This window comes from Streptosporangium sp. NPDC002721, assembly GCF_042888905.1.
Taxonomy (GTDB): Bacteria; Actinomycetota; Actinomycetes; order Streptosporangiales; family Streptosporangiaceae; genus Streptosporangium.
The window spans coordinates 211,419-224,232 of sequence record NZ_JBIAQI010000019.1; the positions used below are offsets into that span (position 1 = coordinate 211,419).

Here is a 12,814-nt window from a genome sequence, read left to right on the forward strand (position 1 = left end):
GACCGGACCCGCCGGTCGCCGGTGCTTCGCGGCGGCGTCCGAATCCGAAGAGGCCCCCGCCCCCACCCCCGCCGGGGTCTCGCCGGGGAAGGTCAGTGGCCGGCGCTCTGGCCACCGTCGACGTACAGGATCGCGCCCGTCACGAACGGCGCCTTCTCCAGGTAGACCACGGCGTCGACGACGTCGGAGATCTCGCCCAGGCGGCCGACCGGGTGCAGGGCGGCCATGGCCTCGTGCGTCTCCGGCGCGTGCATCGGGGTCTTGATGACGCCCGGCGACACCGCGTTGGCCCGCAGCCCGCGACCGGCGTACTCGATCGCGAGCGACTTCGTGGCCGACTCCAGGCCGCCCTTGGTGAGCGAGGCGAGCACCGACGGCACGTTGGAGTTGGCGTGCTCGGCCAGGCTGGTGGTGATGCCGACGACGTGGCCGCCGCCGTGGGCCAGCATGTGCGGGACGGCCCGCCGGGTGATCTGGAAGAACCCGTTGAGGTTGATGCCGACGTAGGTCGCGAAGTCCTCGTCGGTGTAGTCGGTGAACGGCTTGGCGATGAAGATCCCGGCGTTGTTGACCAGGGTGTCGATGCGCCCGAACCTCTCGATCGCGGCGTCGACGACCCTGGTCGCGGTGTCGGTGTCGGCGATGTCGCCCTGGACGGTGTGGATCCGCGGGTCCTCGGACCGCGCGATGGAGCGCGACGTCGCGACGACGGCGTAGCCCAGCCCGCGGTAGGCGGCGACCAGGCCCGAACCGATGCCCTGGGAGGCTCCGGTGACGATCGCGACCTTCTGTTCCTGCGTGCTCATGCGATTACTCCTGTACTAGCCGACTGGTCTACTACCGCAATGTAGACGACCGGTCTAGTATCCGTCAAAACTCGGGAGAGGCCGGTGGCCCGGTCCGGGAACCGGGCCATCGGGAGGCGACGGCTAGTGCTCCACGATGCGCGAGACGTGGTACTGCCGGATGCGCCACGCGTCCCCGTCGCGCACCAGGACCAGCGAGAGGTTCACCGGTATCTCGTCCTCACCCTCGACACCGTCGGCGCGGAACGACACGGCGGCGAAACCGCCCGCCACCGTCTCACCGAGCGTGTAGGTGTGCAGGATCCTGGCCTCGGCCGTGCGGCCGGGCGGGACGGCCGCGTAGTAGGCGCGTACGGCCTCCCGCCCGGACGCCGGTTCCGGGAGGAAGCCCAGGAACAGCGCGTCCTCGGTGAACAGCTCGGCCATCGCGTCCGGCCGGTGGCCGTCGAACGCGGCCTTCCACTTCTCCAGGATCACGGGCATCGGATGACTCATGACTACCTTCCGTTTGTAGACGACCGGTCTAGTGGCAAACATAGACGACCGGTCGTACACTTGCCATATGGGACGTACCAGCGACGCCAGGGAAAAGATCCTCACCGCCGCGCGGCGGCTGATCGAGCTGAACGGGTATTCCGCGCTCGGTGTGGCGGAGATCTGCAAGGCCGCCGGCGTCCCCAAGGGCAGCTTCTACTACTTCTTCGAGTCCAAGGAAGCGCTGGTCCGGGCCGTCATCGACGAGGAGTGGGACGAGGAGCGCGGCACGTGGAGGGCGATCCTCGGCGGCGACGGCGCCCCCCTGGACCGGCTGCGCCGGCTGTTCGAGGCGACCGCGGCCGAGCAGAGCGCCGGGAAGCAGTCGTGCGGCACCGTCTCCGGCTGCATGTTCGGCAACCTCACCCTGGAGCTGAGCAACCGGACCGAGCCGATCCGCGTCCGCCTGCAGGAGATCTTCGACGCCCAGGTCGACATGGTGCGGTCCGTCGTCGAGGAGGCGCGCGGGCGTGGCGAGGTCACCGTGGCCGACAGCACCGCGGCCGCCCGTGCCGTGGTCGCGCAGATCGAGGGCCAGGTGCTCCTCGCGAAGCTGTACAACGACACCCAGGGCCTCGACACCATGTGGGCCAACTGCCTGGCCCTGCTGGGCGCCCGCCTGCCGGAGCCGACGGCCGCCGCCTGAGGCGTGGCGGCCCGGCCGGTCACGGTCCGGGACCTCCCGCCGGGCCACCCGCCAGGACCCGCCGGCGAGCCCCCGGGGGCCCCTCGATCGTTCCTACGCGCTCACCAGCGCAGTTCCCCGGCCTCGTCCTGGAACGTTCCCGTCGGGCCGTCCGGGCCGAGAGTCGCCAGGCGCACGACGGTCCTGGCGCTCTCCTCCGGTGACCTCCCGCCTCCGAAGGGCAGGCCGGCGGTCATGTCGGTGGCGGTGAAGCCCGGTTCGAGCGCGTTGAACTTGATGTCCGGCTGGGACTTGGCGTACTGAACCGTGAGCATGGTGGCCGCCGACTTGGACGCGGAGTAAAGCGCCGCCCTCACGTGGAACTCCGGCCGGTCGGGGTTGTTCACCGCCCAGAACGACCCGGCGCTGCTCGACACGGTGACCACGGTGGGGTTCGGGGATCTGCGCAGCAGGGGAAGCGCCGCCTCCGTGACGCGCACGATTCCCACCGCGTTGGTGTCGAACACCCGCAGAGCCGCGGGACCGTCGACGACCTCGTCCCCGAGAATGCCCGCGTTGTGCACCAGGACGTCGAGCCGTCCCTCGGCCGCGTCGATCGTCGCCAGCGCGTCGCTCACCGACGCGTCGTCGGTCACGTCGAGCCGCACGAATCGTGCGCCGAGCGCCGCCGCGGCCTTCTCCCCTCGTTCGGCGTCACGCGCGCCGATGTAGACGACGTGCCCCAGCTCCAGAAGCTGTCTGGCTGTCTCGAAGCCGATGCCCTTGTTGGCCCCGGTGATCAGTGTGACGGTCATGTGTCTCCTCGTGAAATACGTGGCCCGAGCGGGCTGTTAGGCACGCTATGCGGACCTGCACACCCCAGCCAGAGCCCTCTGGAGCCCGGGGTGTGACAGGGCCCCCTCTATCCGCCTCGGAGAGTCTTGGGACGGCCTCATGAGCAAGACGAAATGAGCGAGACGAACGCCCTTGGCGCGTACCTGCGTGCCCGGCGCGAGCTGGTGACGCCCCAGCAGGCGGGCATCCCCGGTGTCGGCGTGCGGCGGGTGCCCGGGCTGCGGCGCGAGGAGGTCGCCATGCTCGCCGGCATCAGCGCCGACTACTACCTGCGGCTGGAGCGGGGCCGCGACCGCAACCCGTCCGCGCAGGTGCTGGAGGCGATCGCTCGCGTGCTCCACCTCGACGACGACCACATCGCCCATCTGCGGACCCTGGTCTCGGAGGCGCCCCGGCAGCGCGGGCGCCGGCCGCCCGAGGAGATCCCGCCGCCCGGCGCGCTCAAGCTCCTGGACTCCCTCGTCCAGCCCGCTTTCATCGAGGGACGATACTTCGACATCCTGGCCTCGAACGGTCTCGCCAGGGCACTCTCCCCCGGCCTCGCCGTAGGAGGAAACCAGCTGAGGGACATGTTCCTGGACCCGGCCGAGCAGGCTCTGCATCCGGACTGGAAAGACGTCACGGAGTGCCTCGTCGCGAACCTGCGGCAGTCCGTGGGCAACGACACCGACGACCCTCGCTTCGTCGAGCTCACCGAGGAACTCTCACTGGCGAGCCCCCATTTCCGCCGGCTTTGGGCCCGCCATGAGGTCCGTGGACAGCGCGGGTCGCTGATGCGGATCAACCATCCACAGGTCGGGGAACTGACCCTCAACCGGGAACGGCTGGGCATAGGCGGAACCGAGGGGCTGATGCTCGTCGTGTACCACCCGGACGCCGGGTCCGGCGACGCGGACAAGCTGGCGCTGCTGGCCTCCGCGGGCCTGCCTGCCTCGGACAGGAACAAGAGCTCCGCCAGACCGGCACGTGAGATGGACAGCGCCGCGTTCGGGTGAACCCGCCGGGCACGAGACCGGCTCCGGCCCCGCCCGGCGGAAGCGTCGATGGGGACACGTGGGGACACGTGGGGACACGGCTGAACTCACTGTCCTCCGCCGATCACGACCGTGTTCCATATCTCATCCACTGGAATCCGGTACAAGGGACACCGTCATCGGCCGAACCTTACCGGGAAGGCAAAAGCCATCGTCGGCTTCCGGCCGAGCGGCCTCCTTTCACGCCCGCACCATGAACGGTGGCGTGCTGCTACCGCAAATGGATATGGAATGACGTTCACGAAACCTCCCATCGCGCTGGTCCCGCTTTTTGCGGCGCCCTCCACCCGATAACGGGATCATCGTGGTTGCTCGGGCTCAACGGCGCCACTTTCCTCGGATGGCGCTCGTCGTCGGACTGGTCATCCCCGGCGAAGTCGGCAAACGCATGTCGTTGAGCGGGAACCCCTTCGGCGGAGCACTCGACGGGCTGAGGGCCATGTGGCGATCTCCGATCGTCGGCCCGTTGCTGCCCATTTTCGCGGAGGTCGTCTTCGCAACTTCCATCGAGGGTGTCGCCGGCGTCTTCTACCTGCGAGAAGTGACGAGCAGCGACGCCGTCTACGGTCTGCTGCTGTCGGCATGGGCGCTCGGGGCCATACCCGGCTCCCTCATCGGCGGGTGGGGCAGGGTGTCGCGCCATCATCTCGTCATGCTGCTGGGCGGTGCGTTTCTCGTGTCGGCCGCACTGCTGGTCGAAGGGTTGGTTCCCATCGCCGCGGTGATCGGGGTGGCGTTCCTGGTCGGTGGCTTCGGTAACGGTATGCACAACGTCGGCGTCCGTGACGTGATTCATCACAACATCAGCCCGGAGATGCACGGCAGGGCATGGGCTTACTACCGCGTGCTCGTGAACACCTGCCTGGCTCTTGGTTACATGTCCGGCACTCCAGGGGTTTTCGTGGATGCCCGCACCGCGATCCTTGTCTCCGCGTTGCTGTCCATGGTCGTCACCCTGCTCGCGATCTCGTGGTTCTGGAGACGACGTTCGGAAACGGAGGTGCCGCGAGAGAGCCAGGGCAGCCGGCCATCGCTGAGATGATGGCGCCACGTCGAGTGACGGAGCCCGGGATCATCTCCGATGTGGCGATCGATCAAACGTCGTGGGACGCGTTCCAGGAAGATCAGAGCAGGGCGCGGCACGATGTCATCCCACACGGAGAACGGCACATCGCCAACGTACGGCCTGGCGCGCGGTCATCTCGTGGGCGACCCGGGCGGCGTCCACGACGAGCGCGGCCTCCGCCGCGGCGGCGAACGGAGGAAGGTGGAGAGCGCCGCCCGCCCGGGGGGTGTGAGGCACAGGCGGGCGGCGCCGTTCGTGGAGCCGCTCAGCGCAGGGACAGCTGGAGCAGCAGATCCTTCACCTCGGTGGCGGCGATCCGGTCGCTGGCCACGGACGGGTCGGAGCAGAGCAGCACCGGCCCGTCGAGGGGGTTGTCGGGCAGGCGGCCGTGCGAGCCCCGGATGGCGCGGGCGCCCGCGTCGAGGCCGACGACGTTCATCGTGTAGCGCAGGCCGGTCTTCTTGCGCAGCAGCGCCACGGCGGCCCTGCGCTTGGCCGCGCCGGGGGCCACGGGGTCGAAGAACAGCTCGGCGGGGTCGTAGCCGGGCTTGCGGTGGATCTCGACCAGGTTGGCGAAGTCGGGGCGCCGGGCGTCGTCGAGCCAGTAGTAGTAGGTGAACCACGCGTCGGGCTCGGAGACCAGGACGAGCTCACCGGCGCGGGAGTGCGCCAGGCCGTTCCTCGCCTTGCCCTCCTCGTCGAGCACCTCGGCGACCCCGGGCAGGTTCGCGCAGAGCTTGGCGACGGCCGGGATGTCGGCGGGGTCGGCGACGTAGACGTGGGCCACCTGGTGGTCGGCGACGGCGAACGCGCGGGAGGTCCAGGGGTCGAGATACTCCATGCCGTCCTGGGTGTAGACCTCCAGCAGTCCCTCGTTCCGCAGCAGCCGGTTGATGTCGACCGGGCGGGAGACGTCGGTGATGCCGTACTCCGACAGGGCCACCACGGTGGTCCCGCGCGCGGCGGCGGCGTCCAGCAGGGGGGCGAGCACGGTGTCGAGCTCGGAGGCGGCGGCGGCCGAGCGCGGGTCGGACGGGCCGAACCGCTGCAGGTCGTAGTCCAGGTGCGGCACGTACGCCAAGGTCAGGTCCGGGTTGTGGTCCTTCATGATCTGCTCGGTGGCGCGGCAGATCCAGGTGGAGGAGGCGATCCCCGCCCCCGGGCCCCAGTAGGTGAACAGCGGGAAGGTGCCCAGCTTGCCGGTGAGCTCGTCGTGCAGCTCCGGCGGGTAGGTGTAGCAGTCGGGGTCCTTGCGCCCGTCGGCCCGGTAGATCGGCCGGGGGGTGACCGTCCAGTCGACGTCGGCGCCCATGGCGTACCACCAGCAGACGTTGGCCACGGTGAAGCCGGGCCGCTCGCGGCGGGCGGCGTGCCACAGCTTGTCCCCGCCGACCAGCGCGTTGTGCTGGCGCCACAGGAAGACCTCGCCGAGCTCGCGGAAGTACCAGCCGTTGCCGACGACGCCGTGCTCGGTGGGCGCGACGCCGGTGAGGAAGGTCGACTGGGCCGAGCAGGTGACGGCGGGCAGCACGGTGCCGAGCTCGGCCTGGAAGCCGCCGTCGGCGACGGCGCGCAGCCTCGGCATGTGGGCCAGCAGCCTCGGGGTGAGCCCCACCACGTCAAGGACCAGCAACGATGTCATGCTTTCACTCCAAGGTCGCGCATCTCGGCGCGGGCGAAGTCCAGCTCGTCGGCGATGCCGCCGGCGAGCTGTTCGGGCGTCTGGGGGCGCAGCGCGGGTGGCAGCACGCCCCAGGTGTAGGTCTCCACGTCGAAATGATCGCAGAGCGGCTCGGGTCCGCCGACCAACTCCGCGAGGGCCTCGCGGAGCACCGGCGCGGTGGTGGCGAGCGGCGCCTGCGGGGCGACGTGCAGCGGTACGTGGTAGTGGACCCGCCACGGTCCGGGCAGCTCCCGCTCGAACGCCTCGTCGAGGTCGTCGGCGGCGTCGCCGGCCGCGTTGCGGGTCTGGTGCAGGAAGCGCGGCTCGACGTACTCGCGCAGGGTCTCCGGGTCGTCGCTCTCCAGGGCCGCGGAGACCTGGACCTTGACGACGGGCAGACCCGCGTCGGCGTACCGGCGCAGCGCGTCGGCGGGCCGCTCCCAGGCGCACGCCAGGTGGGCGAGGTCCAGGCAGATACCGAGCCGGTCGGTGTCGACGCCGGACAGGGCGCGTACGGCCTGCCCGGTGGTCTCCACCACGCAGCCGGGCTCGGGCTCGAACGCCACCCGGACGACGCGGCCGGTGGCGGACTCGACGGCGGCGAGCCCGGTGGCGAGCTCGTCGAGCCCGCTCACGGCCTGACGGGCCATGTCCTCGTCCCAGGGGTCGCGCCAGGCGAGCGGGAGCGTGGAGATCGACCCCCTGGCGGCGTCGTCCGGCAGGAGGGCGGCCAGGATGTTCGCCAGGTCGAGGGTGTAGGCGAGCCGTTCGGGAGTGGTCCAGTCGGGGTGGTAGACCGCGTGCTTGACCACCGGGTCCTGGAAGGAGCGGTAGGGGAAGCCGTTGAGTGTCACGACCTCCAGCTCCCGGGCGTCCAGCTCGCGGCGGAACCCGGCCAGCAGCGCGGGGTCGGCGGCGAGCTCGGCGGCGACGGGCGCGGCCAGCCAGAGCCCGAGCCCGAGCGTCTCGGAGCCGAGACGGGCGCGGATCGGCACCGCGTACGTGTCGAGCTGCCCGACGATGCCGTCGAGGTCCTCGGCCGGGTGCACGTTGGTGCAGTAGCTGAGGTGCAGCGTCCGCCCGCCCGGATGGGTGAGCCGCATCAAGACCCTCCGCGCTTGATGGAACTGCCCTCGAACGTGGCCTCGCGCGCCCCGGCGACCTCGGACAGGTCCAGGCGTCCCGACTGGCCGTAGAACTCCACGGGGTTGCGCCACAGCACCCGGTCGACGTCGTCCTCGCTGAACCCGGCCTCCAGCATCGCCCTGCCGGTCTCCAGGGTGAGCAGCGGGTCGGACACGCCCCAGTCGGCGGCGGAGTTGACCAGCACCCGCTCCAGGCCGTGCTCGCGCAGGATCTCCACCATGCGGGGCGGCGACATCTTGGTCTCGGGGTAGATGGAGAAGCCCATCCAGCAGCCCGCGTCGTGCACGATCCCGGCGGTGACCTCGTTGAGGTGGTCGACGGCGACCAGGCCGGGCGCGATGCCGGACGAGGCGACGACGTCGAGGGTGCGCTGGGTGCCCCTGGCCTTGTCGCGGTGCGGGGTGTGCACGAGCGCGGGCAGCTCGTGGTCGACGGCCATCGCGAGCTGCCGCTCGAAGGCGTCGTCCTCGGCGGGGGTCATCGAGTCGTAGCCGATCTCGCCGACCGCGACGACGCGGTCCTTCTCCAGGTAGCGCGGGAGCAGGTCGAGCACGGGCCGGCAGCGCGGGTCGCCGGCCTCCTTGGGGTTCAGCGCGATGGTGGCGTGGTGCAGGATGCCGAACTGCCCCGCGCGGTACGGCTCCCAGCCGATCAGCGAGTCGAAGTAGTCGGTGAACGAGCCGGGGTTGGTACGCGGCTGGCCCAGCCAGAAGGCGGGCTCCACGACGGCCAGCACCCCGGCGGCGGCCATCCTGGCGTAGTCGTCGGTGGTGCGCGACGTCATGTGGATGTGCGGGTCGAAGATCCGCATCAGGCCTCCTTCTCGCTGGTCTTCTCGCCGGCCGGACGGTCGGGCTTCTCTCCGGTCAGGTCGCCGGGCTTCTCTCCGGTCAGGCGGCCGAGCAGGGCGGTCGCGTCGTCGGGGGTGGGACGCCCGGCCGCGGTGCGCTCCTCGGCGAACGCGGCCAGCATCCCGGCCAGTTCGTCGTCGGCCCGCTCCTCCAGCCGGTCCACGGCGGCGAGCGGCACGCCCATGAACACGCACTTGAGCACCGCCTGCCGCCACATGGTCTGGTCGAGGTGCCCGGCGTACGGGCCGAGCGCGGCGGCCACCAGGCGGGTGTCGTTGGTGCGGATCGCGTCGTGCAGGAGCGGTACCGCCTCCGCGCCGACGGGCAGCAGCGGCAGGGCCTTGAGCACGGCGCGCTTCTCGTCGGCGTCGCCGTAGCGGTAGAGGTCGGCGACCTGCCCGGCCACCGCGTCCGGCGGGAGCGCGGCGAGCAGGACGGCCCTCGCCGCCTCGTCGGCGGTCCAGCCGGGCGCCTCGGGCAGCGGCGCCCGTCCGGCGCGCCGTCCCGCGGAGGCGAAGTGCCGCGTGACGCTCTCGGGCTTGGCGGCGACGCTCTCGCGGGCCCCGGCCAGCCACTCCTGGTCGAGGGCCTGGTCGAGCGCGGCCAGCAAGCCGTCCGTCCGGGTGCTCGGTCGTGGTGTCATGCGTTCGTCCCTTCTGCGGCGGCGGCGCGCAGGAAGTCCAGGGATCGGGCGGCCACCTGCGGCGCGGCGTGCGAGTGGCGGGGCAGCTCGACCGCGACCAGGCCCCGGTAGCCGCTCGCGGCCAGGGCGCGCAGCACGGGAGGGAAGTCGATCTCCCCCTCGCCGAACTCCAGGTGCTCGTGCACCCCTCGGCGCATGTCGTCGATCTGCACGTTGACCAGGTGGTCGGCGACGGCCGTGACGCAATCGGGGACCGGGTCGGGTTCCAGGCAGCGGCAGTGGCCGATGTCCAGCGTGATGCCGAACCCCGCGGGCTCGCCGAGCTCGGCGTGCAGCTTGCGCCACCCGGCGATCGTCTCGACGAGCATGCCGGGCTCGGGCTCGAAGCCCAGCGGCACGCCGGCGGCGGCGGCCGTCCCGGCGATCCGGGCGCAGCCGTCGACGAGCCTGGCCCAGGCGGTGGCCTCGTCGACCGTCTCCGGGCGCACCCCCGCCCAGAACGACACCGCCTCGGCTCCCAGGTCGGCGCCCACGGCGACCGCCCGGCCCAGGAAGTCCAGGCGCGCCTCGCGCTCGTCGTGCAGCAGCGTGGGGGCGTGCTTGCGCCGCGGGTCCAGCAGGTAGCGGGCCCCGGTCTCGACGACCACGCCGAGCCCGAGGTCGCGCAGCAGGTCGGACACGGCCGCGACCCTGCGGGCCAGCCCTTCCTCGTACGGGTCCAGGTGGTCGTGGTCGAGCGTGAGCGCGACCCCCTGGTAGCCGAGGTCGGCGATGACCCGGAGCGCGTCGGGCAGCCGGTGGTTGGCGAACCCGTTGGTGCCGTAGCCGAACCTCAGCCCGGCGCCCGTGCCGGTGCCCGTTTCAGTGCCGGTGGGGCTCACGTGGGGGACACCTTCCTGGCGAGGGCCCGGCCGAGCGGGACGGCCGCCGCGACCGCGATGCCCTCGCGGGTGGCGCCGCTGCGGGCGACGAGCGCGCCCTGCAGGGCGGGCAGCGCGACGATGCCGGTGCCGACGGCGGCCCGCAGCCGCGAGGCCGACGGCTCGGCGACGGCCTGGGCCTGGGACAGGCCGAACCTGGCGGCGTACCAGCCGGTGAGTCCCGCCTGCACGGCCCGCACCACCTGCGCCGCGCGCGCGGTCTGCGGCCTGGAGGAGGCCTCGCCGCGGCCCAGGGCGGTGGCCACCGCGAGCGCGACGGTACCGGCCAGGGTCGCCACGGGGAGGCTGCGGTCGGAGCCGGACACCTCGGCGCGCGACAGCGCGGTGAGCAGGTAGGTATGGGCGGCGACGGTGAACGCCGAGGGCAGCGCCTCCGCGACGCTCCGCCCCGGCGTGGCGCCCAGCAGCACGTCCAGGCCCCGGCACAGCGCCATCGCCAGCGGTCCCGCCGCCGTGTTCTTCGCCACCAGGTCGTACGACCAGACGGCGGCGGCGAGCGGGACGGCGACCGCGAGGGCCCGGCGACCGCCGGAGAGCCCGGCCGCCGCCAGACCGGCGACGGTGAGCCCGGCGGCGATCCCGAGCGCGGCGTCGGGCGAGATCCGGCCGGACGGGATCGGCCGCTCCGGGCGTTCCACCGCGTCCAGGTGGCGGTCGGCCCAGTCGTTGGCGGCCATCCCCGCCCAGTACAGGCAGACCGAGGAGCAGGCCAGGCCGAGGGTCCTGCCGCCGAGCACCTGCCCGGCGGCGGCCCCGGCGACGACGTCACCGGGGACGGACAGGGCGGCGGGGGCGCGCACGAGCTCCGCGAGGTCGCGCAGCGACGGCATCAGACGGTTTCCTCTCCGCCGAGGCCGCCGAGGGTGCCGGCGAACTCGCGGAGCACCCGCCACTGGTCGGCCAGCGCGTGCGGCACCGTCCCGAGCGGGTCCTTGAAGAAGAAGGCCAGCTCGCCCAGCGGGCCGGTGCGGCCGGAGCGGTGCGCCGCCGCGGTGAGCCTGGCCAGGTCCAGGATCAGAGGCGCGGCGAGGGCGGAGTCGCAGCCGTGCCAGGTGAACTCCATGCGCATGGGCGTACCCAGGAACCCCTCGAAGGTGACGAGGTCCCAGGCGGTCTTGAAGTCGCCGATGTCCTCCACGTACTCGATGCGGGTCTCGCCCTGCGGGGTGTAGCCGAGCGTCTCGCCCAGCACCCGCTGCTTGCTGGCGGCCTTGGCCGCGTTGGCCGCCGGGTCGGCGAGGTTGGCGCCGTCTCCCCCGCCGAGGAGGTTCATCCCCGACCAGGTGCGGACCCGCAGGTTGCGCTGGGCGAACATCGGGGCGAGCACCGACTTGACGAGCGTCTCGCCGGTCTTGCCGTCGTGGCCCGCGTACGGCAGCCCCAGCAGGCCGGCGAGCCGGTCCAGGGCGGGCAGCCGGGCGCCCGTCGAGGGGGTGAAGTCCACGTAGGGACAGCCCGCGCGGAACGCGGCGTACGCCGTCAGGGCGCTGGGCGGCAGCAGGTCCTGCGAGACCGCGAGCTCGGCCTCCAGCAGCTCCAGGTCGGCGTGGGCCGGATGGGGCTCGGGGGCCGGCTCGGTGGTCGAGACGTTGATGACGACGACCCGTTCCAGGCCGTGCCGCAGCCGGAACTCGGTGATGTCGGCGGCGATCAGCTCCGCGGTCGCGGCCTGGTTCTCGGCGAGCGGCACCTGCCGCAGGTTCTCCTCGACCCGGGCGAGCTCGTCGCGCAGCGGCTCGACCAGCCTCGCCGGCACGATGCCGGCTCCGGCCAGCGCGGCCGCCTTCTTCTCCAGCGGGGTCGGGACGATGTCGTGCCCGCCGAACACCAGGTCTCCCAGACCTGGCAGCCCGGCACCGCCGAACTCGGGAAGCTCCGTGACGCAGCCCGTCGGCTGAGCGAGGCCGGCGCGTATCGCCAGCGCCCCGATCACGCTCGTGACGGCGACGGAACCTCGTGCTCCTACCAGCCACACTCCCGTACGCATCTGGCCTCCTGTGGTGAGTCGACTCCTGGGGGATGACGGTCTTCATCCGCCCGGCCGGGGCCGGACGGCGCCGATGACATCACCATTTCGGCCGTCCGGTCGGAGGGGATGTCACGGCGGGTATTACGTGGTCGTTGGAACGAAGGAGACGACCCCGCGGCGGGCCGGTCCGGGAGGTCCGGCTCGCTTGTGCAAGGAATCGTACGTTGTGCGGATATTACGGATATATGTCTCAGGGGTATATTTTTCAGTCAGAGCAGCTCATCGTAAGAAAATTCTGTCAGCGGGTCCAGTCAGAAACCACGGCACGGGAAGTCCGGGCCGAGAGATTCGCCCCGAAGGGGGTCGGCCCGGGTTTCCGGCCGGGTTTCCGCCCGGCTTTCCTGAGGATTTCCTGCGAGGTTTCCGGCCCGCTTTCCGGCCGGGAGCCCTGCCTGATTCCAGCCCTCGGTCTTCGTACCCCGGTACGGGTTCTCAGTCCGAGGAGAAGGCGGCGTCGAAGGCGGCGGTGGGCGGGGTGATGGCGTTGAGCTTGCGGATGACGGCCAGCGCGTCGGGGGCGCCGTCGAGGCGGTCCATGCCGGCGTCCTCCCACTCGATGGAGATGGGGCCGTCGTAGCCGATGGCGTTCAGCGCGCGGAAGCAGTCCTCCCAGGGCACATC

Annotated in this window: 13 protein-coding genes and 1 pseudogene; 3 read left to right on the top strand and 11 right to left on the bottom strand. The window is 71.7% G+C overall.

Going from position 1 to position 12,814, the window contains the following annotated elements; translation table 11 throughout:
• Positions 1 to 92: 92 nt before the first annotated feature.
• Positions 93 to 806 carry an SDR family NAD(P)-dependent oxidoreductase gene (locus ACFYWM_RS27285; protein WP_389918837.1) on the bottom strand — a complete coding sequence of 238 codons (714 nt, stop codon included), beginning with the start codon at positions 804 to 806 and terminating at the stop codon, positions 93 to 95.
• 123 nt (positions 807 to 929) lie between these two features.
• Entirely contained in the window at positions 930 to 1,301 is a 372-nt protein-coding gene (locus tag ACFYWM_RS27290) for an SgcJ/EcaC family oxidoreductase (protein WP_389918841.1), read from the bottom strand.
• Positions 1,302 to 1,368: 67 nt separating this feature from the next.
• Between ACFYWM_RS27290 and ACFYWM_RS27295 the strand changes: the two genes are divergently transcribed.
• Positions 1,369 to 1,986, top strand: a complete 618-nt coding sequence (locus ACFYWM_RS27295; protein WP_389918844.1) for a TetR/AcrR family transcriptional regulator — start codon at positions 1,369 to 1,371, stop codon at positions 1,984 to 1,986.
• Positions 1,987 to 2,087: 101 nt separating this feature from the next.
• Here ACFYWM_RS27295 and ACFYWM_RS27300 read toward each other — a convergent pair whose 3' ends face one another.
• Complete coding sequence (locus ACFYWM_RS27300) at positions 2,088 to 2,780, bottom strand: SDR family NAD(P)-dependent oxidoreductase (RefSeq protein WP_389918847.1); 693 nt, start codon at positions 2,778 to 2,780, stop codon at positions 2,088 to 2,090.
• Between the two features lie 153 nt (positions 2,781 to 2,933).
• Here ACFYWM_RS27300 and ACFYWM_RS27305 point away from each other — a divergent pair, with 153 nt between their 5' ends.
• The gene (locus ACFYWM_RS27305) at positions 2,934 to 3,815 is read left to right on the top strand and encodes a helix-turn-helix transcriptional regulator (protein WP_389918850.1); all 882 of its coding nucleotides are present in this window, start codon (positions 2,934 to 2,936) and stop codon (positions 3,813 to 3,815) included.
• A 379-nt stretch (positions 3,816 to 4,194) separates the two neighbouring features.
• Positions 4,195 to 4,896: an MFS transporter gene (locus ACFYWM_RS27310; protein ID WP_389918853.1), complete on the top strand. Its 702-nt coding sequence runs from the start codon at positions 4,195 to 4,197 to the stop codon at positions 4,894 to 4,896.
• 289 nt (positions 4,897 to 5,185) lie between these two features.
• On the opposite strand, the gene ACFYWM_RS27315 is transcribed toward ACFYWM_RS27310, so the two are convergent.
• From ACFYWM_RS27315 to ACFYWM_RS27350, 8 genes and pseudogenes are all read right to left on the bottom strand, one after another.
• Complete coding sequence (locus ACFYWM_RS27315) at positions 5,186 to 6,562, bottom strand: alkaline phosphatase family protein (protein ID WP_389918856.1); 1,377 nt, start codon at positions 6,560 to 6,562, stop codon at positions 5,186 to 5,188.
• Positions 6,559 to 7,686, bottom strand: a complete 1,128-nt coding sequence (gene eboE / locus ACFYWM_RS27320) for a metabolite traffic protein EboE (protein ID WP_389918859.1) — start codon at positions 7,684 to 7,686, stop codon at positions 6,559 to 6,561. The genes ACFYWM_RS27315 and eboE overlap by 4 nt, the downstream gene beginning before the upstream one ends.
• A complete protein-coding gene (locus tag ACFYWM_RS27325) occupies positions 7,686 to 8,540 on the bottom strand; it encodes a TatD family hydrolase (RefSeq protein ID WP_389918862.1) in 855 nt (284 codons plus the stop codon). Before ACFYWM_RS27325 ends, eboE begins: the two co-directional genes overlap by 1 nt.
• Positions 8,540 to 9,223: an EboA domain-containing protein gene (locus ACFYWM_RS27330; protein ID WP_389918865.1), complete on the bottom strand. Its 684-nt coding sequence runs from the start codon at positions 9,221 to 9,223 to the stop codon at positions 8,540 to 8,542. Before ACFYWM_RS27330 ends, ACFYWM_RS27325 begins: the two co-directional genes overlap by 1 nt.
• Entirely contained in the window at positions 9,220 to 10,104 is an 885-nt protein-coding gene (locus tag ACFYWM_RS27335; RefSeq protein ID WP_389918868.1) for a sugar phosphate isomerase/epimerase family protein, read from the bottom strand. The genes ACFYWM_RS27330 and ACFYWM_RS27335 overlap by 4 nt, the downstream gene beginning before the upstream one ends.
• Positions 10,101 to 10,994: an SCO3242 family prenyltransferase gene (locus ACFYWM_RS27340; protein ID WP_389918871.1), complete on the bottom strand. Its 894-nt coding sequence runs from the start codon at positions 10,992 to 10,994 to the stop codon at positions 10,101 to 10,103. Before ACFYWM_RS27340 ends, ACFYWM_RS27335 begins: the two co-directional genes overlap by 4 nt.
• A complete protein-coding gene (locus ACFYWM_RS27345; protein WP_389918873.1) occupies positions 10,994 to 12,151 on the bottom strand; it encodes an inositol-3-phosphate synthase in 1,158 nt (385 codons plus the stop codon). The genes ACFYWM_RS27340 and ACFYWM_RS27345 overlap by 1 nt, the downstream gene beginning before the upstream one ends.
• 474 nt (positions 12,152 to 12,625) lie before the next feature.
• Positions 12,626 to 12,814 (bottom strand): annotated as a pseudogene (locus ACFYWM_RS27350) (sugar phosphate isomerase/epimerase); the annotation flags it as partial.

Bases quoted from the DNA above. Each gene is read 5' to 3' on its own strand.
- ACFYWM_RS27290 (WP_389918841.1), bottom strand. From the start codon at position 1,301: ATGAGTCATCCGATGCCCGTGATCCTGGAGAAGTGGAAGGCCGCGTTC.
- ACFYWM_RS27285 (WP_389918837.1), bottom strand. From the start codon at position 806: ATGAGCACGCAGGAACAGAAGGTCGCGATCGTCACCGGAGCCTCCCAG.
- ACFYWM_RS27325 (WP_389918862.1), bottom strand. From the start codon at position 8,540: ATGCGGATCTTCGACCCGCACATCCACATGACGTCGCGCACCACCGAC.
- ACFYWM_RS27330 (WP_389918865.1), bottom strand. From the start codon at position 9,223: ATGACACCACGACCGAGCACCCGGACGGACGGCTTGCTGGCCGCGCTC.
- ACFYWM_RS27345 (WP_389918873.1), bottom strand. From the start codon at position 12,151: ATGCGTACGGGAGTGTGGCTGGTAGGAGCACGAGGTTCCGTCGCCGTC.
- ACFYWM_RS27310 (WP_389918853.1), top strand. From the start codon at position 4,195: ATGGCGCTCGTCGTCGGACTGGTCATCCCCGGCGAAGTCGGCAAACGC.
- ACFYWM_RS27300 (WP_389918847.1), bottom strand. From the start codon at position 2,780: ATGACCGTCACACTGATCACCGGGGCCAACAAGGGCATCGGCTTCGAG.
- ACFYWM_RS27305 (WP_389918850.1), top strand. From the start codon at position 2,934: ATGAGCGAGACGAACGCCCTTGGCGCGTACCTGCGTGCCCGGCGCGAG.
- ACFYWM_RS27315 (WP_389918856.1), bottom strand. From the start codon at position 6,562: ATGACATCGTTGCTGGTCCTTGACGTGGTGGGGCTCACCCCGAGGCTG.
- eboE (WP_389918859.1), bottom strand. From the start codon at position 7,686: ATGCGGCTCACCCATCCGGGCGGGCGGACGCTGCACCTCAGCTACTGC.
- ACFYWM_RS27295 (WP_389918844.1), top strand. From the start codon at position 1,369: ATGGGACGTACCAGCGACGCCAGGGAAAAGATCCTCACCGCCGCGCGG.
- ACFYWM_RS27340 (WP_389918871.1), bottom strand. From the start codon at position 10,994: ATGCCGTCGCTGCGCGACCTCGCGGAGCTCGTGCGCGCCCCCGCCGCC.